Source organism: Streptomyces pacificus (assembly GCF_011766325.1).
GTDB classification, from domain to species: domain Bacteria; phylum Actinomycetota; class Actinomycetes; order Streptomycetales; family Streptomycetaceae; genus Streptomyces; species Streptomyces pacificus.
In genome coordinates this window covers 338,781-357,833 of sequence record NZ_BLLG01000004.1, presented here as the reverse complement: position 1 = coordinate 357,833, position 19,053 = coordinate 338,781, and the positions used below count along the sequence as shown (strand labels likewise).

At 72.1% G+C, this 19,053-nt stretch carries 17 protein-coding genes; 7 read left to right on the top strand and 10 right to left on the bottom strand.

Annotated elements, in window-relative coordinates:
* Positions 1–49 precede the first annotated feature (49 nt).
* Complete coding sequence (scy, locus tag SCWH03_RS08985; protein WP_173263629.1) at positions 50–4,000, bottom strand: polarized growth protein Scy; 3,951 nt, start codon at positions 3,998–4,000, stop codon at positions 50–52.
* 166 nt (positions 4,001–4,166) lie between these two features.
* Complete coding sequence (gene mce, locus SCWH03_RS08980; protein ID WP_173263628.1) at positions 4,167–4,607, bottom strand: methylmalonyl-CoA epimerase; 441 nt, start codon at positions 4,605–4,607, stop codon at positions 4,167–4,169.
* 147 nt (positions 4,608–4,754) lie between these two features.
* On the opposite strand from mce, the gene SCWH03_RS08975 reads away from it, so the two are divergent.
* Together SCWH03_RS08975 and meaB are read left to right on the top strand one after the other, a co-directional pair.
* Complete coding sequence (locus tag SCWH03_RS08975; RefSeq protein ID WP_173263627.1) at positions 4,755–5,957, top strand: acetyl-CoA C-acetyltransferase; 1,203 nt, start codon at positions 4,755–4,757, stop codon at positions 5,955–5,957.
* A gap of 26 nt (positions 5,958–5,983) precedes the next feature.
* Positions 5,984–6,940, top strand: a complete 957-nt coding sequence (meaB, locus tag SCWH03_RS08970; RefSeq protein ID WP_173263777.1) for a methylmalonyl Co-A mutase-associated GTPase MeaB — start codon at positions 5,984–5,986, stop codon at positions 6,938–6,940.
* A gap of 282 nt (positions 6,941–7,222) precedes the next feature.
* Here the strand turns inward: meaB and SCWH03_RS08965 are convergent, their stop codons facing one another.
* From SCWH03_RS08965 to SCWH03_RS08950, 4 genes are all read right to left on the bottom strand, one after another.
* Positions 7,223–7,699: a MarR family winged helix-turn-helix transcriptional regulator gene (locus SCWH03_RS08965; RefSeq protein ID WP_173263626.1), complete on the bottom strand. Its 477-nt coding sequence runs from the start codon at positions 7,697–7,699 to the stop codon at positions 7,223–7,225.
* A 118-nt stretch (positions 7,700–7,817) separates the two neighbouring features.
* Positions 7,818–8,591 carry an AIM24 family protein gene (locus tag SCWH03_RS08960; RefSeq protein ID WP_173263625.1) on the bottom strand — a complete coding sequence of 258 codons (774 nt, stop codon included), beginning with the start codon at positions 8,589–8,591 and terminating at the stop codon, positions 7,818–7,820.
* Positions 8,588–9,238 (bottom strand): AIM24 family protein, encoded by a 651-nt coding sequence (locus tag SCWH03_RS08955; RefSeq protein ID WP_173263624.1) that lies wholly within the window; start codon positions 9,236–9,238, stop codon positions 8,588–8,590. Before SCWH03_RS08955 ends, SCWH03_RS08960 begins: the two co-directional genes overlap by 4 nt.
* A complete protein-coding gene (locus tag SCWH03_RS08950; protein ID WP_173263776.1) occupies positions 9,238–9,870 on the bottom strand; it encodes an AIM24 family protein in 633 nt (210 codons plus the stop codon). Before SCWH03_RS08950 ends, SCWH03_RS08955 begins: the two co-directional genes overlap by 1 nt.
* 277 nt (positions 9,871–10,147) lie before the next feature.
* Here SCWH03_RS08950 and SCWH03_RS08945 point away from each other — a divergent pair, with 277 nt between their 5' ends.
* The 5 genes from SCWH03_RS08945 (at position 10,148) to SCWH03_RS08925 (ending at position 14,764) form a co-directional block, all read left to right on the top strand.
* A complete protein-coding gene (locus SCWH03_RS08945; RefSeq protein ID WP_173263623.1) occupies positions 10,148–10,492 on the top strand; it encodes a DUF3817 domain-containing protein in 345 nt (114 codons plus the stop codon).
* A gap of 479 nt (positions 10,493–10,971) precedes the next feature.
* A complete protein-coding gene (locus tag SCWH03_RS08940; protein WP_173263622.1) occupies positions 10,972–11,481 on the top strand; it encodes a MarR family winged helix-turn-helix transcriptional regulator in 510 nt (169 codons plus the stop codon).
* 121 nt (positions 11,482–11,602) lie between these two features.
* The gene (locus tag SCWH03_RS08935) at positions 11,603–11,929 is read left to right on the top strand and encodes a DUF3817 domain-containing protein (RefSeq protein WP_173263621.1); all 327 of its coding nucleotides are present in this window, start codon (positions 11,603–11,605) and stop codon (positions 11,927–11,929) included.
* 123 nt (positions 11,930–12,052) lie between these two features.
* On the top strand, positions 12,053–13,753 hold the full coding sequence (gene icmA, locus SCWH03_RS08930) for a coenzyme B12-dependent isobutyryl-CoA mutase large subunit (protein WP_173263620.1): 1,701 nt from the start codon (positions 12,053–12,055) through the stop codon (positions 13,751–13,753).
* A gap of 198 nt (positions 13,754–13,951) precedes the next feature.
* On the top strand, positions 13,952–14,764 hold the full coding sequence (locus SCWH03_RS08925; protein ID WP_173263619.1) for an amidohydrolase family protein: 813 nt from the start codon (positions 13,952–13,954) through the stop codon (positions 14,762–14,764).
* A gap of 325 nt (positions 14,765–15,089) precedes the next feature.
* On the opposite strand, the gene SCWH03_RS08920 is transcribed toward SCWH03_RS08925, so the two are convergent.
* From SCWH03_RS08920 to SCWH03_RS08905, 4 genes are read right to left on the bottom strand one after another with little or no spacing between them, the layout of a single operon-like run.
* Positions 15,090–15,785 carry a formyltransferase family protein gene (locus SCWH03_RS08920; RefSeq protein ID WP_173263618.1) on the bottom strand — a complete coding sequence of 232 codons (696 nt, stop codon included), beginning with the start codon at positions 15,783–15,785 and terminating at the stop codon, positions 15,090–15,092.
* A 31-nt stretch (positions 15,786–15,816) separates the two neighbouring features.
* Positions 15,817–16,017, bottom strand: a complete 201-nt coding sequence (locus SCWH03_RS08915; protein WP_173263617.1) for an MbtH family protein — start codon at positions 16,015–16,017, stop codon at positions 15,817–15,819.
* Complete coding sequence (locus tag SCWH03_RS08910) at positions 16,014–17,255, bottom strand: cytochrome P450 (RefSeq protein ID WP_216854725.1); 1,242 nt, start codon at positions 17,253–17,255, stop codon at positions 16,014–16,016. The genes SCWH03_RS08915 and SCWH03_RS08910 overlap by 4 nt, the downstream gene beginning before the upstream one ends.
* Positions 17,252–19,036, bottom strand: coding sequence for a beta-ketoacyl synthase N-terminal-like domain-containing protein (locus SCWH03_RS08905; RefSeq protein ID WP_173263615.1), 1,785 nt, complete (start codon positions 19,034–19,036; stop codon positions 17,252–17,254). Before SCWH03_RS08905 ends, SCWH03_RS08910 begins: the two co-directional genes overlap by 4 nt.
* Positions 19,037–19,053: the final 17 nt, after the last annotated feature.

The window sequence follows — 19,053 nt, the reverse complement described above, 5'->3', positions numbered from 1 at the left end:
GCCCGGCGCCGCGCCGCTCCTCGACGGGCAGGCCCTGCCCGACGCGGCCCTAGCTCTCGGCGGACTTGCCGCCCGAACGGGTAACTCCCGCCGTGGCCCCCGCTTTGACGCCGCTGTCCTTGCCGCCCGGGGCCTCGAACGACTCCAGCGCCTCCAGTACGTCCTGCACCCGGGAGATCTCCGTCTGGATGTCCTCGCGCCGGCGCACCAGCACGTCCAGCTCCCGCTTGCCCTCCTCGATCATGCGCTCGGCCTCGCGCTCCGCGTCCGCCTTGACCTTCTCGGCCGCGCGGACCAGCTCGGCCTTCTTCTGCTCGGCCTCCTTGAGCAGCGCCTCCGCCTTCCGCACCGCGGCGATCCGCACCTTGCCGGCCTCCGAACCGGCCTCCGACACCAGCTCCTTGGCCTTCGCCTCGGCCTCGGCCTGCTGCTCCTGAGCAGCCTTCACCAGCTGGTCGCAGCGCTCACCAGCGGCCTTCATCTGCTCGGCGGACTCCCGGCGGGCCCGCTCGTGCAGCTCCTCGACATCGCCCTCCACCCGCCTGCGCAGCTCCTCCGCGCGCTCCCGGATGGCGGTCGCGTCGCCCCGCGCCCCCACCAGCAGGTCGTCGGCGTCCGTACGGGCCTTCTCCACCAGGGAGTTGCCCTCGACGGTCGCCTCGGCGACCAGCCGGTCGGCCTCCTTCCTGGCCGCGCCGACCATGGTGTCCGCCTGCGACTCGGCCTCGGTCGTGGCGCGCAGCGCCTCCTCCTGCGCCTTGGCCATCAGCCGGTCGACCTGCTCGGCCGCGTCCGCGCGGCGCTTCGCCACGTCCTTGCGGGCGGTGTCGAGCAGCCGGTCGGCCTCCTCGCGCGCCTCCGAACGCATCCGCTCGGCGGCCCGCTCCGCGTCCCCGCGGAGGCGCTCCGCCTCCGCCCCGACCCGCTCCGCCCGCTGCTGCGCGCCGCTCAGGGTGTCGGCCGCCTCGGCGCGCAGCCGCTCGGCCTCCGCCCCCGCCTCGGCGATGAGCTGGTCGGCCTGCTCGGCCGCGCCGGCACGGCGCTTGTCCGCCGCCTTCCTTGCCTCGTCCAGGACCTTCTCGCCGTCCGAGCGGGCGGCCGCGCGCAGCTCCTCGGCCTGGCGCTCGCCCTCCTCCCTGACGTGCCGGGCCTCGGTGCGCAGCCGCTCCGCGTCATGCTCGGCGAGCGACAGCAGTTCGGACGCCTCGGTCGTGACGCGATCGGACTCCCTCGTGGCCTCGGCGACCAGCTGCTCGGCCCGGGCCGCGGCCTCGGAACGCATCCGGTTGGCGTCCTCGCGGGCCTCGGCCCGGCTCCGTGCCGCGTCCTGCTCGGCGGAGGCCAGGGCGTCGGCCGCCTCCGTGCGCATCCGCTGGCCGTACTCCGAGGCCTCGGCGCGCAGCCGGTCCGACTCGCCGATCGCCTCGTTGACGGTCCGCTCGGCGAGCGTCCTGGCGGCCTCCGCCTCCTCGCCGGCGCGCGCCCGGACCCGGTTGGCGTCCTCGGTGGCGCGCTCGCGCTCCGCGTAGGCGTCGCCGCGTACCCGGTCGGCCTCCTCCTGGGCCTCCATCCTGGTGCGCTCCGCCGCGTGCTCGGCGGCGCTGCGCAGCCCGGCGGCCTCCTGCTCGGCCTGCTCCTGCAGACCGGACACGGAGTCCCGCACCTGCTGGGCGGTCTGCTCGGCGGCCGACACCGTCTCGCCGGCGCGCCGGTCCGCCTCCTCGACCAGCCGCTGCGCCTCGGTCTGGGCGTCCTCGACGCGCCTGCGGGCGGCGGCGAGCAGCTCCTCGCTCTGCTCGCGGGCCAGCTCCCGCTCCTGGTCGGCCTCCGACCGGGCCGCGCCCAGGGTCTCCTCGGCCTCCCGGCGGCGGCGGTTCGCCTCCTCCCGGGCCGCGGCGAGCGCCTCGTTGGCCTCCTGCCCGACCCGCTCGGCAGCCGCGGCGGCCTCGCCGCGGATCCGGTCGGCGGTCTCCTTCGCCTCGGACCTCAGCCGCTCGGCCTCCGCGGCGGCCTCGGAGCGCAGCCGCACGGCGACCGCCTCGCCCTCGGCGCGGGAGGCCGAGGCGTCGGCCGCGGCCTCCGCGCGCAGCCGCTCGGCCTCCTGCTCGGCCTGCTCCACCAGCGCACGGGCCCGCTCGGCCGTCTCGGTCCGCAGCCGCCCGGCCTCCTCCGCGGCCTCCCGGCGGATCTGCTCCGCCTCCGACCGCGCCCCGGCCAGCACCTCCTCGGCGGACGCGAGACGGGCCTCCGCCTCCGCGTGCAGCCGGGCCAGTCCCTCCGCCGCCTCGGCCCGGCGGGCGGCGACGGCGCGCTCGCTCTCCTCGCGGAGCCCGGCCGCTGTCCGCTCGGCCGCGGCCTTCATCTCGTCGGCCTGCTCCTCGGCGTCGGCGCGCAGCCGGTCCGCCTCGGTGCGGGTGCGCTCCAGCGTCTCCTCGGCCTGCCGGCGCAGGGTCGCGGCCCGCTCGATGGCCTCGGTGCGGACGCGCTCGCTGTCCGATGTGGCCTTGGACCGCACGTCGTCGGCGTCGGCCTTCGCCTTCGTCAGGAGGTCCTCGGCGGTCTTCGCCGCCTCCTCGATCTGCTGGAGGGCCTCCCGCCGCGCCTCGCCGCGGATCCGCTCGCCCTCCGCGACCGCCTCGGACCTCAGCTGCTCGGCCTCGCCGCGCAGCCGCCGGGCCTCCTCCTGGAGCTCGACGGTCCTGGCGCGGTACTCCTCGGTGTCGTCCTTCGCCGCGCCCTTGAGCTCCTCGGCCGTGTCGTGCGCCTCGGCGCGCAGCCGGTCCGCCTCCGCCTCGGCCTCCCGGCGGATCCGCTCGGCCTCCTCGGCGGCCTTGCGGGTGGTGTCCTTGGCGTCCTCGGACGCCTTGTCCAGGACCTCCTCGGCGGTCCGCGCGGCCTTGGCGAGCTGGGCGGCGGAGTCCTCCGCGGCGACCGTACGGGCCTTCTCCGCCGCCTCCGCGACCAGCTTCTCCGCCTCGGCCCTGGCGTCGGCCAGGGCCTGCTCGGCCTCGCTCTTGAGGTTCTCGGTGTCCTTGGTGGCCTCGGCGACGAGCCGGGCGATCTCCGACTTGGCGGTCCTGGCCCGCTGCTCGTTCGCCGACTCGGCGTTGGTGAGCAGCCTGCCCGCGGACTCCTTGGCCTCCGCGACGGTCTTGTCGGCCTCCGCGCGGGCCTCGCGGAGCCGGTCCTCCGCCTCCTGCATCCGCTGCCCGGCGCTCCGGCCGAGTTCGGCGGCCTGCTGGCGGGCCTGTTCGGACTCGGCGGTCGTCGCGGAGCGGAGCTGCTCGGCGTGGCTGGTGGCCTCCCGGGCCTGGGCGGAGGCGGCGTTGAGCAGCCGCTCGGCGTCCCTGCGGGCGCGCAGCAGGACCGCCTCGGCCTCGGCGCGGGCGGTCTCCGCCTCGGAGCTGAGCCGCTGCCGGGCCTCCTCGGCGACCCGGGCGGCCTCGGCGCGGGCGGCGGCGAGGGCCTGCTCGGCCTCGGCGCGCGACTCGTCCAGCAGCCGGCGGGCCTGGGCCTCGCTGCGGGCGCGCAGCTGCTCCGCCCACGCCACGTTCTCGTTGACGTGCGCCTCGACGGTCTGCCGGCGCTCCGCCAGCTCCTGGTCGAGGCGCTGGCGGCGCTGGTTCGCCTCGGCGTGCAACTCGGCCTGCAGACGGGCCTGGTGCTCGGCGTGCTCCTGGAGGATGCGCTGGGTCTGGGCCCGGACCTCGCGCAGTTCCCGCTCGGCGTCCGAGCGCAACTGCTCCGCCTGGATCTGGGCGTTCCTGAGCAACTGCTCGGCCTGGTAGCCGAGGTCGGCGCTGTCGTAGGCGGGACGGGACGCGAGGGTGCGGCGCGCCTCGTGGAGCTTGGCGCGCAACACCTCGACCTGGTATCCGAGGTCCTCTGCGTGCTGGACGGCCTTCTCCCGCTCGGTCTTCAGCCGGTCCATCTCGGCTTCGAACCGCGAGAGGTGGTCGTCGTCAGCTCGGTGGCTCTCCTGGCGTTCGTAGCCCCGCACTGCGCGGTCCCATCCGTCCCCTGGTCGCAACTCTCTACAGACGAGTGCCGTTCGCCTGAACGGCCCCCCGGGGAAATGGTGTCAGATCAGCAACGAGGACGCGGCGCGGCCCCGACCCGGCCCCGGCCCGGAGCGCTCCACTCTACCGGGCCGGGAATCCCGGCGGTCAGTGCTCCGCTGATGAGGGGGAGGCGGAAGTGACCAGTTCGGTGAGGACGCCATGGCAGTCCTTGGGGTGCAGGAACGTGATCCTGGAGCCCATCGAACCGGTGCGGGGCCGGTCGTAGAGGACGCGTACGCCCTTGCCCCGGATGCCGTCGGCGGCACCGTCCACGTCCGGTGTGCCGAAGGCGATGTGGTGGACCCCCTCGCCGTTCTTGGCCAGCCACTTCCCGACGGCGGAGTCCTCGCGGGTGGGCTCGAGCAGCTGGAGGTAGGAGGCGCCGCCGTCCGAGGTCTCGTTGATCTTGAGCATGGCCTCGCGGACGCCCTGCTCCTCGTTGACCTCGGTGTGGAACACCTCGAAGCCGTAGGTGGCCCGGTAGAACTCGACGGTCCGCTCGAGGTCGAAGCAGGCGATCCCGATGTGGTCGATTCGCGTCAGCATCTCTCCAGTGCAGCGCTCCCGCGGTGGTTACGCAACGTGCGCGCGATCACACGCGCTGCCCGGTGACCCGGACGGGGACCGCTCAGTACAGTTCGAGTAAACCCTCGTTCACTCCTCAGCCGCCGTGCTGGAAGGGGATCGCCTCTCATGACCGGAACGAACAGCACCACATCCGTCATCGTCGCCGGGGCCCGCACCCCCATGGGACGGCTGCTCGGCTCTCTGAAGTCCTTCTCCGGGGCCGATCTGGGCGGCTTCGCCATCAAGGCGGCGCTGGACCGGGCCGGTATCGGCGGCGACCAGGTGCAGTACGTGATCATGGGCCAGGTGCTGCAGGCCGGGGCCGGGCAGATCCCGGCCCGGCAGGCGGCCGTCAAGGCGGGCATCCCGATGAGCGTCCCCGCGCTCACGGTCAACAAGGTCTGCCTGTCCGGGCTCGACGCGATCGCCCTCGCCGACCAGCTGATCCGGGCGGGTGAATTCGACATCGTCGTCGCCGGCGGCCAGGAGTCCATGACCAACGCGCCGCACCTGCTGCCGAAGTCCCGCGAGGGCTTCAAGTACGGCGCGATCGGGATGCTCGACGCCATGGCGCACGACGGCCTCACCGACTCGTTCGAGGGCATCGCCATGGGCGAGTCCACCGAGCGGCACAACACCCGCCTCGGCATCGCCCGCCCCGAACAGGACGAGGTCGCCGCGCTGTCGCACCAGCGCGCCGCCGCCGCGCAGAAGAACGGCCTGTTCGAGGCGGAGATCACGCCCGTCGAGATCCCGCAGCGCAAGGGCGAGCCGGTCGTCTTCAGCAAGGACGAGGGCATCCGCGCCGAGACCACGGCGGAGTCGCTCGCCAAGCTCCGGCCCGCGTTCGCCAAGGACGGCACGATCACGGCCGGCACCTCCTCGCAGATCTCCGACGGCGCGGCCGCCGTGGTGGTGATGAGCAAGGCGAAGGCCGAGGAGCTGGGGCTGGACTGGATCGCGGAGATCGGCGCCCACGGAAACGTCGCGGGCCCGGACAACTCGCTGCAGTCCCAGCCGTCCCACGCGATCGCGCACGCCCTGGGGAAGGACGGCCTCGAGGTCTCCGACCTCGACCTCATCGAGATCAACGAGGCGTTCGCCGCGGTCGCCGTGCAGTCGATGAAGGACCTCGGGGTATCGCCGGAAAAGGTGAACGTCAACGGCGGCGCGATCGCCCTGGGCCACCCGATCGGCATGTCCGGCGCCCGCATCGTGCTGCACCTGGCGCTGGAGCTGAGGCGGCGCGGCGGCGGGATCGGGGCGGCGGCGCTGTGCGGCGGCGGCGGCCAGGGCGACGCGCTGATCGTGCGCGTGCCGGCGAAGTAGGCCTCTCGGAGATCGGAGCGCGCATGATGGTGGACGTCCCCCAGCTGGTCGCCCAGGCGAGGGAGGGCAGGCCGCGGGCCGTGGCCCGGCTGATCTCCCTCGTCGAGGGGGCGTCCCCGCAGCTCCGCGAGGTCATGGCGGCACTCGCGCCGCTGACCGGCGGTGCATACGTGGTGGGTCTGACCGGTTCGCCGGGCGTCGGCAAGTCCACGTCCACCTCGGCGCTGGTGACGGCGTACCGGAAGGCCGGCAGGCGGGTCGGCGTGCTCGCCGTCGACCCGTCCTCCCCGTTCAGCGGCGGTGCGCTGCTCGGGGACCGGGTGCGGATGTCGGAGCACGCCTCCGACCCCGGGGTCTACATCCGCTCGATGGCCACCCGCGGGCACCTCGGCGGCCTCGCCTGGGCGGCGCCACAGGCGATCCGCGTCCTGGACGCGGCCGGCTGCGACGTGGTGCTCGTGGAGACGGTCGGGGTCGGTCAGTCGGAGGTGGAGATCGCCTCCCAGGCCGACACGTCCGTGGTGCTGCTGGCGCCCGGGATGGGCGACGGCATCCAGGCCGCGAAGGCGGGGATCCTCGAGATCGGCGACGTGTACGTGGTCAACAAGGCGGACCGCGACGGCGCCGACGCCACCGCCCGCGAGCTCAACCACATGCTCGGGCTCGGCGAGTCCCGGGCGCCGGGCGACTGGCGCCCGCCGATCGTGAAGACGGTCGCCGCGCGGGCGCAGGGCGTCGACGAGGTCGTGGCGGCCCTGGAGAAGCACCGTGCCTGGATGGAGGAGCGCGGTGTGCTCGCCGAGCGCCGGGCCCGCCGCGCCGCGCACGAGGTGGAGACCATCGCCGTCACCGCGCTGCGCGAGCGCATCGGCGACCTCGGCGGGGACCGCCGCCTGGACGCCCTCGCCGAGCGGATCGTCGCGGGTGAGCTGGACCCCTATGCGGCGGCCGACGAACTGGTGGCGGGCCTGACCGGCGACTGAGCCCCGCCGGCCGCCGCCTCGGCCGAGACCCGTGGGCGGCGCTGCACAAGGCCGCGCGCCGACGTAGCTGCCGCACCCCGTTGTCGGCCGGGTGCGGCATGGCGCGTGCGACGTCCCCGCTCCGGGACCGACCCGCGAGGGTCCCCGCACCGCGCCGGTCTCCCGGCCACGCGCCCATTCCCCCAAGGCACGTGGCCGGATGGCGCGGCGCGGACGGCGGGCCCGTACACCGGTGCCGGCGGCCGGGGCCGGGGCGGTGGCCGGCGGTGTCCACCGGCACCGTCAGGCTCTGCCCCTAAGGCCGCGCAGGTGCGCCGCCACCGGCTTCAGCGACTCGTGCAGGTTGGCGAGCGCCTCCGGGGACAGCAGGTCGATGAAGTGCTGCCGTACCGACTCGACGTGGTGCGGCGCCACCTTCTGCATGGTCTCCATGCCCTGGTCGGTGAGCACCGCGTACAGCCCGCGGCGGTCCGACTCGCAGTTCTCGCGGCGTACCAGGCCCGTGTTCTCCATACGGGTGATCTGGTGGGACAGCCGGCTCTTGGACTGGAGCGTGGCCGCTGCCAGATCGCTCATCCTCATACGCCGCTCGGGGGACTCCGAGAGGTTGACGAGGATCTCGTAGTCGTTGATGGTCAGGCCGAACGGTTGCAGATCCTTCTCCATCTGGTACGTCAGCAGCCTGTTGACGTCCAGATAGGTGCGCCAGGCGCACTGCTCCGCATCGCTCAGCCAGCGCGTGGCCGTCTCGGTTTCCATATATGGATGCTACCCTAAGAAGTTGAAATCGGGACGAAACGGGGGACGGTCGCATCCGGCACCCCGAGTCCCCCGTGAAGGGTGCAGACGTTCGACGTCACACTCCGCAGCCTACCGCTCACAACCCGAAGCGGTGCTGGAGGTCCCCCAACTGACCGGGCAGACGCGGGGTAGTGCCGGGCCGGCCAGGGCCATGCCCCCCGCCGGGCACGCCGTCCGCGTGCGGCACCGCACCCGTCGCCACCTCCGGCATGAGCGCCTCGGTCGACTGCAGCAGCACCGTGCCCGCACCCACGAACTCGAACTGGTGCTCCTCGCCGGACGCCCCGCCGATACCGGACAGCTGCCGCAGACCGCCCATCACCCCGCTCATGTACCCGTGGTCGTAGTGGTGGCACGGGGAGGGGCAGTCCGCCCAGCCCACCAGCGCCTGCGGGTCCACCCGGATCGGCGGCTCCATGAAGACCACCGGCCCGTTCGACGCCGCGACGAACTTCCCCGTGCCGATCAGCGTGAGGAAGCCCGGCACGATCGACTGCTTCAGCGCCAGCGAGGGCTGGTACGCCAGCAGGTTCCCGGCGCGGATCGTCAGATTGCCGTCGTCGAGGTCGAATGAGTTGACGTCGAAGGCCCGGTCGGCGAGCAGCATCTTGCCGCTGCCCTCGGCGACCACCCAGTCGCTCGCGTGCAGCGGCGAGTGGAAACTGGTGCGCATCAGCCGGTCGAGGCTGCCGTGGCCGACCCCGTTGAAGTCGATCCGCCCGTAGTAGGCGATCATCTTCCCCTTCTGCAGGAACCACTGGGAGCCCTTGAGCTCCACGCAGAAGGTGTACGAGTCGACGTTGTCGTCGCCCGGCAGCGACATCGGGTCATGGATCACCGGCGTGTTCACAGCTTCTCCTCGGACGCCTGGACGTACACCGCACCACTGCCGCTCAGTTCCAGCTGGAACGCCTCGCCCGAGCCGCGCCCCACCATGTCGCGCCAGCCCAGCGCCGTGGAGAGCTTGTTCCGTACGTCGCCGTGGTGCGCGACATACGCCTGGGGGTCGACATGGACCGGCCGGCCGGGCGTGATCGGCAGTTCGATCACCCCGCCGTGCGCCATGACCGCGACCGCGCCGTGCCCCCTCAGGGTGGTGGTGAACAGGCCCTGGCCGGTGACCTGGCCGCGCACCATCCCCATCACCCCGCCCTGGGAGCCCATGAACATGGTGCCCTGCTCCAGCGTGCCGTCGAAGGCGAGCAGCCGGTCGGCCTCGACGTAGAGGGTGTCGCCTTCGAGGCCGACGACCTGGATGTGGTGGCCGCCGTGGCCGAACATGACGGTGCCGGAGCCCTCGACCGTCATCAGCGGGGTCGCCTCGTCGGCGACCCGCCGGCCGATCATCGACATCAGCCCGCCCTGGCCGCCGGCGATGTTCGGGGTGAAGGAGACGTCGCCCCGGTAGGCGAGCATCGCGCCGCGCTGGCTGTACATCCGCTGGCCGGGGACCACCGTCGCCTCGACCATCTTCGAGTTGACCTCGCGGAACGGCATCAGACATCCCCTCCCACGGTGTTGCGCTCACTGGGCTGCACATACACGAGCCCGTCGCCCTCGAACCGGATCTGGAAGGCCTCGCCGCCGCCCTCGCCCACGAGCGTCCGGAAGGTGACCCCCGACTGGAACTGCTGCCGCAGATCGCCCTGGTGGGCGATATAGGCCCCCGGGTCCACGGAGAGCGGGTACGGGGGCGTCACCCGCAGCACCACGGCCGGGCCGTCCGACATGATCGCGGCCTGGCCGGTGCCCTCCACGGTCGTGGTGAACAGGCCGTTGCCCGTAGCGCCGCCGCGCAGCCCGGTGAAGCTGGTGCCGGTGCGCAGCCCGCCGTCCGTGCAGAGGAGGTTGCTGGACTCGACGTACAGCTTGTCCCCGTGCAGGGAGACGAGGTTGATCTCGGAGGCCCGGTCGGCGAAGTAGCAGGTGCCCTGGCCCTTCACCTCCATCAGGGCCATCTGCTCGCCGGTGAGGCGGCGGGTCACCATCCCGCGCAGGCCCTCGCCGCCGCCGGTCAGTTTCTTGAAGTCCATCCGGCCGTCGTACGCGACCATGGACCCGTTCTTCGCCTTGACGGAGTCCCCGGTCATGTCGACGGCGAGCACTTTGCTGCCTTGGAGTCGGAACATTGCCACGGGGTGACGGTACTGGGCGGGGTGCGTATGCGGACAGGCCCCCCCGGAATGAACCCGTTCCCGGTCCGACCCCGACATGTGCCCGGTCCGTCCCCGGCCGGCCGCCGGCCCGTCCGCTACCCGGCCCGATCCCGGCCCGATCTCGGCCCGGCCCCGGTCCGGCCCGGGGCACCCGGGCGCGGGGTGGGAGCGGCGCGATGCCAGAATGGCTACGCTTGTGCTTCCGTTCACAAGAACATCCCTCCCCCCGAAGCCTCTGAAGGTGCCTTCCGTGGACATCAAGACCGCCTCCGCCCTCCACCGCCTCCGGCTCGTCTCCGCACCGGAGGCCGTGTCCTTCCTGCTGCTGCTCGTCTGCTCGGTGCTCAAGCGCACCACGGAGTTCAACGCGGTCCCGGTGATGGGTGCGATCCACGGCGCTCTCTTCGTCCTGTATGTGGTCTTCTGGCTGGACGCCTGGAACCGCGCCAAGTGGGACATCGGGACCGCCGCCGTCTACTTCGTCCTGTCGGTGCTGCCGTTCGGCGGCTTCTACGCCGACCGCAAGCTCAAGCGCGCCGCCGAGGACGCGGTCATCGCCTCCCGGGCCCGCCGCGAGGGCACGGTGAACGCGTGATCGTCGCTCTCTCCGTCTCCCCGCCGGGGACGGGCGAGGACGCCGGCGCTTACGCCGCCCACCCGGTCCGCGCCGCCCACCCGGTCCGCGCCGCCCACCCGGTCCGCGCGGTTCGCGGGTCCGGAATCCCGAACCGCGCGGATGCGGTGTCCGCCTCGGTCGAAGGGGAGCGGGCTCGACCCTGAGGGTATGTCCGAGCCCGCCCGGACGACTTGCCCACCGCCGCCGGACGGGCCCGTTCCGCGGCCGCTCAGCGCACTCGCCGCCCTTCGGGCACCCGGGGAGCGGCCACGCGGAGGACGGCGGCGGAAGTCAGGTCCTCGGCGCTGCTCACGACCCGCTGAGCGCCCCGGGCGCGCCCGGAGCCGGGGCTGCCCGCGGGTTCCCGGCCCGGTGGCCCGGGAACCCGCGCCGGGCCCGCGCACCCGAAGTGTGAGACAGGGCTGACCAGCATATGACCAGTGGGTAAGGTCGGTGCCGTGCCGAAGCCGCTCAGCCTCCCCTTCGACCCCATCGCCCGAGCCGACGAGCTCTGGCAGCAGCGCTGGGGCCCCGTGCCCTCGATGGCCGCCATCACCTCCATCATGCGGGCGCACCAGATCCTGCTCGCCGAGGTGGACGCCGTCGTCAAGCCGTACGGGCTCACCTTCGCGCGGTACGAGGCGCTGGTGCTGCTCACCTTCTCCAAGGCCGGAGAGCTGCCGATGTCCAAGATCGGCGAACGGCTGATGGTCCACCCCACCTCCGTCACCAACACCGTGGACCGCCTGGTGCGCTCCGGTCTGGTCGCCAAGCGGCCCAACCCCCACGACGGGCGCGGGACGCTGGCCTCGATCACGGACCAGGGGCGCGAGGTCGTCGAGGCGGCCACCCGTGACCTGATGGAGATGGACTTCGGCCTCGGCGCCTATGACGCGGAGGAGTGCGCGGAGATCTTCGCGCTGCTGCGGCCGCTCAGGGTCGCCGCGCACGACTTCGACGAAGGCTGACCGGCTCGGGTGCGCCCTGAGCGCCCGGCCGCTCCGATGCGCTGCCCCGGGGGGCCGGCCGCTTCGGCGTGCGCCGGACCCGCCCGAAGATCGCCCGAAGCCGGCCGTTACGCTCGGCGCCATGAAGAAGAGCGTCCTGACCCGCTACCGGGTGATGGCCTATGTCACCGCCGTGATGCTGCTCGTGCTGTCCACCTGCATGGTGTTCAAGTACGGGTTCGGCATGGGCGAGGACATCACCTTCGCCGTCTCCCAGGCGCACGGCGTCCTCTACATCGTCTACCTGGTCTTCGCCTTCGACCTCGGCTCCAAGGCGAAGTGGCCGTTCGGCCGGCTGCTGTGGGTGCTGCTGTCCGGGACGATCCCCTTCGTCGCCTTCTTCGTCGAGCGCGGTGTCACCCGTTCGGTAGCGCCGCTGGTCGGCGAGCCGGGGCCGGCGGTCGCCTAGGAGCGGCCCGGCTGCTCGGTTCCTCGTCCCGCGCCGGCAGCGGGGAGCGTCCGCACCGCCGCACGTACGCGTACGGCGGTCTGCCATCGACATGTACTAGGACGTCCTAGTAAATTCGACGGTATGGACGCTGACGCCATCGAGGAGGGCCGCCGCCGCTGGCAGGCCCGCTATGACTCCGCGAAGAAGCGGAACGCCGACTTCACCACGCTTTCCGGTGATCCGGTCGAGCCGGTCTACGGGCCCCGGCCCGGCGACACCTATGACGGCTTCGAGCGGATCGGATGGCCGGGCGAGTACCCGTTCACCCGCGGGCTGTACCCGACCGGCTACCGCGGCCGCACCTGGACCATCCGCCAGTTCGCCGGGTTCGGAAACGCCGAGCAGACCAACGAGCGGTACAAGATGATCCTGGCCGCCGGCGGCGGCGGGCTCAGCGTGGCGTTCGACATGCCGACCCTGATGGGCCGCGACTCCGACGACCCCCGCTCCCTCGGCGAGGTCGGCCACTGCGGGGTCGCCGTCGACTCCGCAGCCGACATGGACGTCCTCTTCGGGGACATCCCGCTCGGCGACGTCACCACGTCGATGACGATCAGCGGCCCCGCCGTCCCCCTCTTCTGCATGTACCTGGTCGCCGCCGAGCGGCAGGGCGTCGACCCGGGCGTCCTCAACGGCACGCTCCAGACCGACATCTTCAAGGAGTACATCGCCCAGAAGGAGTGGCTGTTCGAGCCCGAGCCCCATCTGCGGCTCATCGGCGACCTCATGGAGTACTGCGCCCGGGACATCCCGGCGTACAAACCGCTGTCCGTCTCCGGCTACCACATCCGCGAGGCGGGCGCGACGGCCGCGCAGGAGCTCGCGTACACACTGGCCGACGGGTTCGGGTACGTCGAGCTCGGCATCAGCCGGGGACTGGACGTGGACGTGTTCGCGCCCGGCCTCTCCTTCTTCTTCGACGCGCACCTCGACTTCTTCGAGGAGATCGCCAAGTTCCGCGCGGCCCGCCGGATCTGGGCCCGCTGGATGAAGGAGGTCTACGGGGCGAGGACCGACAAGGCGCAGTGGCTGAGGTTCCACACCCAGACCGCCGGTGTCTCGCTGACCGCGCAGCAGCCGTACAACAACGTGGTGCGGACGGCCGTCGAGGCCCTGGCGGCCGTCCTCGGCGGCACCAACTCGCTGCACACCAACGCCCTGGACGAGACGCTGGCGCTGCCCTCGGAGCAGGCCGCCGAGATCGCCCTGCGCACGCAGCAGGTGCTGATGGAGGAGACCGGCGTCGGCAACGTGGCGGACCCGCTCGGCGGCGCCTGGTACGTGGAGCAGCTCACCGACCGCATCGAGGCCGACGCAGAGAAGATCTTCGACCGGATCAAGGAGCGGGGACTGCGCGCCCACCCGGACGGCAGGCACCCCATCGGACCCGTCACCTCCGGCATCCTGCGCGGTATCGAGGACGGCTGGTTCACCGGCGAGATCGCCGAGTCGGCCTTCCGCTACCAGCAGTCGCTCGAGAAGGGCGACAAGCGGGTCGTCGGCGTCAACGTCCACCACGGGTCGGTCACCGGCGACCTGGAGATCCTCCGCGTCAGCCACGAGGTCGAGCGGGAGCAGGTGCGCATTCTCGGCGACCGCAAGGACCGCCGCGACGACGCCCGCGTCAAGGCGTCACTGGAGAGGATGCTGGTCGCCGCCCGGGACGGCTCGAACATGATCGGACCGATGCTGGACGCGGTCCGCGCCGAGGCCACGCTCGGCGAGATCTGCGGAGCGCTGCGGGACGAGTGGGGCACCTACACCGAGCCCGCCGGCTTCTGAGCCGGGGCCGCCGGTTTCCCGGCCGGGGCCGCCGGTTTCCGGGCCGGGCCCGCGGTCCGGTGCCGGACGGCCGGTGCCGACATATCCCTACTGACGGGTAGCCCGTCGGCCGGGGCCCCCGCTAGAGTCCGGTTAAGCGTTCGCTCAGCCGCCGGCGGGGTCTGTTCGCCGCAGCGGCCCGGAGGAGGGGCCTGAGCCGTGCCGGTCATCGATGTGTGGATGCAGCATCCGACGTTGCGCCACTCACGTCATGAGATGTTCGAGTCCCTGCGGAGATGGACCGGCCTCGGGCTCCTGGAGGAGGCGCTGCCGGTGGAGCTGACGGTGGCCGCGCTGGAGTCGGCGGACGTGGAGATCGGCCTGTCCGCTGCCTGGTACGGGCCGCAGGGTGCGTTGATCAGCAACGACGAGGTGGCCGGCTTCGTCGCCGCGTCGGGCGGTCGGCTGCGCGGGGTGGCGGGCGCCGACCTCGCCCGGCCCATGGAGGCGGTGCGGGAACTGCGCCGGGCGGTGCGGGAGCTGGGGTTCGTGGCCCTGCGCGTGGTGCCGTGGCTGTGGCAGCTGCCGCCCACCGACCGGCTGTACTACCCGCTGTACGCGGAATGCGTCGAACTCGGCATCCCCTTCTGCACCCAGGTCGGGCACACCGGCCCGCTCAGGCCGTCGGAGACCGGGCGGCCGATCCCCTACATCGACCAGGTGGCGCTGGACTTCCCGGAACTGGCCATCGTCTGCGGGCACATCGGCTACCCGTGGACGACGGAGATGATCGCGGTCGCCGACAAGCACGAGAACGTCTACATCGACACCAGCGCCTACACCGCCCGCCGCTACCCCCCCGAACTCGTGGACTATCTGCGCGGCCGGGGACGCCGCAAGGTCCTCTTCGGCACGAACTACCCGATGATCACCCCCGCCCGTGCCCTGGAGCATCTGGACCGGCTGGAACTCGACGAGGAGGCGGAGGCGTTGTTCCTGTCCGGCAACGCGCGCCGTGTCTTCGCCCTGTAGACAGGGGCTCGGCGCCTGCCGTCCGGGGCGTGAGCCGGGTGCCGGGCCCGGCGAGACTCGGGGGCCGGACCACCGTACGGGCCGAGGGCGGCAAGCGGGAGTGCCCGGAGGGTGTGGAGGCCGACTGGATCGATCTGAGGCCCAGGTCGCTGATTCAGGCGAGGGGCGCCTGAGGCCGCACGAGACAGCGGAGCGGCTGCCACGGGGCTGTCGGCCCGTGGCAGCCGCTCTGCTGTGTCCCGCAAGGACCCGCTGCAGCACCAGCCGGTCCGCCGCCCTCCACCCCGTCGGGATCGCCTGCCGACCGGGGTGAGAGAGGAGAGGTTCACTGCGCGTGGAGTGCCCACCTGCTGCCGTCGACGGACGCTGTTCCGGGCAGTGCGATGAGTTCGGGCTTGAACAGCGGTTGTGCGTTCATCGCGGGCTCCCAGGTCGCCATCTTCTCGTCCTGCGGGACCTCGATCCGCCTGCCCCCGGCGAGGTCGGCGACCACCTTCAGCAGCAACCGCACGCCGAGCGGGGCCAGATGCTCGCGCCACAGGCTCTGCGCGGTCGAACCCGGGGGAACGAACAGGTGCTCCTGTGCGGCGAGCGGACCGGCGTCGGTGCGCTCGGTGAGGTGGTAGACGCTCCCGCCCGTCACTTTGTCGCCGTCCCGGATCGTCCACCGGATTGCGTCCCTGCCGCGGTGGAGCGGCAGCAGGCTGGGGTGGTAGCCGATGGTGGCGACGGAGGCCCTGGCCCGCGTATAGCGGCCGAGGAAGGCGTGCGAGTGCGCGGCGACGATGATGTCCACCCCGTCGGGGATATGCATCGCGCGCAGTTCGGCCGAGTCCGTCCACGGGATGTCCCGGGGGAACGCCCAGGAGCGCAGGCGGTCCCAGGACATCGCGTTGCTCTCGTCGGACCACCCCTTGCGCAGCCGGGGCGCGGCCGCACCGGCGATCTTGTGCCCTTCATCGAGGAGAGCTTCCGCGACCTGCACCGCGAAGGCCCCCTGTCCTGAGATGTAGATGTTCATGCGCACTCCTGCGGTCGGGTGTCTGTCAGCGTCAGGCCGCCTGCGTTCCCACCGCCGCGGTGAAGTGCCGTCCGGCGTGGTTGCGGGCGCCGTCGCGGTCGGGGCAGGAGTGGACGATTCGCCGGCCCTTCGGCACGTCCGGGCGCGGGCGCCGCAGCGTGTACCGCCCGGCGGCGCCCGTCACCACCGGCCCGCCGTCTTCGCTGCCGTCGTCGAAGGGGTTGCCGCTCATTGGAGGACCTCCTTCAGTCCGGAGTGATCGGGCAGGAACCGCACCGGGAGCGTCGAGAACCCGGTGAGGAAGTTGGACCGGATGGGCAGCGCCTCGTCGGTCTGCTCGAAGCCTGTGGTGAAGTCCCGCAGTGCCTGCAGCAGTTCGGAGATCTCCACCTTGGCCAGGTAGGAGCCGAGGCAGAAGTGCGGTCCGTACCCGAAGGCCAGGTGTTTGTTGGGGGTGCGGCCGAGGTCGAAATCCCCGGGCCGCTCGAAGACCCGCTCGTCCCGGTTGCCCGAGGCGTGCCACAGCGTGACGATCTCGCCGGGACGCAGCGTCACACCGTGCAGCTCGGTCTCGCGGACGACGCTGCGCCCGAAGTGCATCGTGGGCGAGGCCCAGCGCAGCACCTCGTCCACCGCGGTGTCGACCGCGACCTCCCCGTGCTTGAGCCGCCGCCACTGGCCGGTCTCGACCGCGAGTGTGCGGACGCAGTCGATCATCGTGAGCCGGCTGGTCTCGTCGCCCCCGATGATCAGGCTGTAGCAGTTGAGCACGACGTCCTCGTCGGACAGCGGGGCACCGTCGATGGAACTGCCGACCAGCATGCTGATCACGTCGTCGCCCGGGGAGTCGCGACGCTCCTCGACGACTTCCATGAAGTACATCAGGATCTCGTTGCGGGCCATCTCGGAGTCGACCTCGTCGACGTCCTCGTCGTCGGTCGACAGCGCGGTCTTGGTGAGCGAGAGCAGGAACTCCCTGTCCTGCTCGGGCACGCCGAGCAGGTTCGAGATCGTGGTCATCGGGATCCGGCTGGCGATCTGCTCGGCGAAGTCGCAGCCGCCCGACTCGACCGCCTCGCGGATCCACTGCCGGGTGTTGGCCCGCACCGTCTGCGCCACCTCGTTGAGCACCCTCGGCGAGAGCACCCGCTGAAGGATCTTGCGCAGCTCGTGGTGGCGGTGCCCATCGGTGACGGCCAGCATTCGGCCGGCCCCGGCGTCACCGCCCTCCAGCAGCGTGACCAGCACGTTGCCGCGCTCGGACGTGAAGTTGGCGTTGTCCCGGTAGGTGGCCACGATGTCGTCGTAGCGGGAGAGCACCCAGAATCCGCGGCGGCCGTCGGCCGGGGGGTTCCAGTGCATGGGTGCGGTGTCCCGCAGGCGGCGCCAGAACGCGTCGAGGTCGTGGTCCGCGAAGGTGTCCGGGTCGCCCAGGTCCAGGGTGTCCAGTGCCGGTGAACTCATGGTCACCAGTCCGTACGCCAGAACCGGCGCGGCTGGAACGGATACGTGGGCAGCGGCACCCGGCGGCTGGTCTCCCCCTGGTGCAGGGAGCCGAAGTCGACCTGCTGGCCGGTCACCCAGGCGGCGGCCAGCTCGGACAGCTCTTGCGCGTCCTTCCCGGTCCCCACGATTCCCTCCTCGCTGCGCTGGAACGCGTCGATGTCCACCCGCGGCGCTGCGGCGGTCTCGGTGGCCGGGCCGTGGGCGGAGTCGCCGGACAGCGCGGCGACCAGTTCCCCCCGGCTGCGGACCACCGCCGCCCAGCGGCGCGCCATCACCTTGCGGCCCAGGTTGAGGCTGAAGCAGATGTCGTCCAGACGCAGGTCGGGGCGGGCGGCCAGCCAGTCCTTCAGCCGTGCGCGCTGCCGGGCGAGCGCCTCGTCGTCCAGGGCGGACAGCGTGGCCAGGCGCGGCCTGCCCTCGGCCTCGGGAGCACGCCCGGTCAGGGACGGTGGCTCTTCGAGGACCAGGTGCGCGTTGTAGCCGCCACCGCCGATCGAGGTGATGCCCGCGCGGCGGATGCCGGACTCCGTCTCCCAGTCCGCCGTCTCCAGCTGCGGCACGAACGGGGTGCTGGGGAGGTCGAGGTCCTCGTTGACCTCGGTCAGGTTGATCGTCATCGGCAGTGTCCTGTGGTACAGGGACATCGCGGCCTTGACGGCGCCGAAACCGCCCGACACCACGCCGCCGTGGCCCACGTTGCCCTTGACACCGCCGAGCGAGGTGGTGGCGGTCTGCTTGCCGAAGGCCATGCTCGCGGCGTGCACTTCGAGCTCGTCGGTCATCGGCATGCCGAGACCGTTGGCCTCGTACATGGAGACGGTGTCCGGGGTGACGCCGCCGACCTCCATGGCGTTGGCGATGCAGGCGCTCATCCGCTCGGGCTGGGCCAGGCCGTAGGCCATCACGCTGACGCCGTTGTTGTTCACGGCCGAGCCCTTGACCACGGCGTAGATGTGGTCGCGGTCGGCGACCGCCTGCCCCAGCGGCTTGAGCAGCACCGTGACGACGCCGCTGGACAGTGCGGTGCCGGTGCCGCGCGCGTCGAACGGGCGGCAGTGGCCGTCCTTCGACAGGATGCGGTTCTCCTCCCACAGGTGACCGCGGGGGTGCGGCAGACGGACCATCGAGCCGCCGGCGATCGCCATGTCGGTCTGGCCGAGCAGCAGCGACTGGCAGGCCAGATGCACCGAGTAGTGGAAGCCCGCGCAGACCGCGGCGACGGTGACGGCTTCACCGGTGAGACCCATGTAGTACAGGGCGTTGGACGTCATGGTGTCCGGCGACCAGGCCAGGCTCGCCTCGATCGCCTCGGGACCGACCGACACGCGGTCCGGCGGGGAGCTGTAGAGAGCGGCGGTCTGCGGGTTGTTGGCGCCGTACATGCCTATCTCGGCGTTGAGCCGGTCCGGGTCGTAGCCGCCGTCCTCGAGTGTCTCCCATGCGCTCTCCAGGAACAGCCGGTTCTCCGGTGTCATCGCGGCCGCCATCCGGTCGCTGATGCCGAACACCGACGGGTCGAACGTGTCGTATGTGTCGAGCACACCGCAGGCCCGCACGTAGAACGGGCTGTGGATCAGGGTCTCGTCGACGTGGATGTCGTCCTTGGCCAGGAACGACACGGACTCCCTGCCGTGGACGAGGTTGTCCCAGAACTGCTCCTTGGTGCGGGCACCGGGCGCGCGCAGGGACATGCCGATGACGGCCACATCGCCCGGGTCGTGGTCCTGCTCGGGGCTTTTGGTCATGGAAGGGCTCCTGCCTC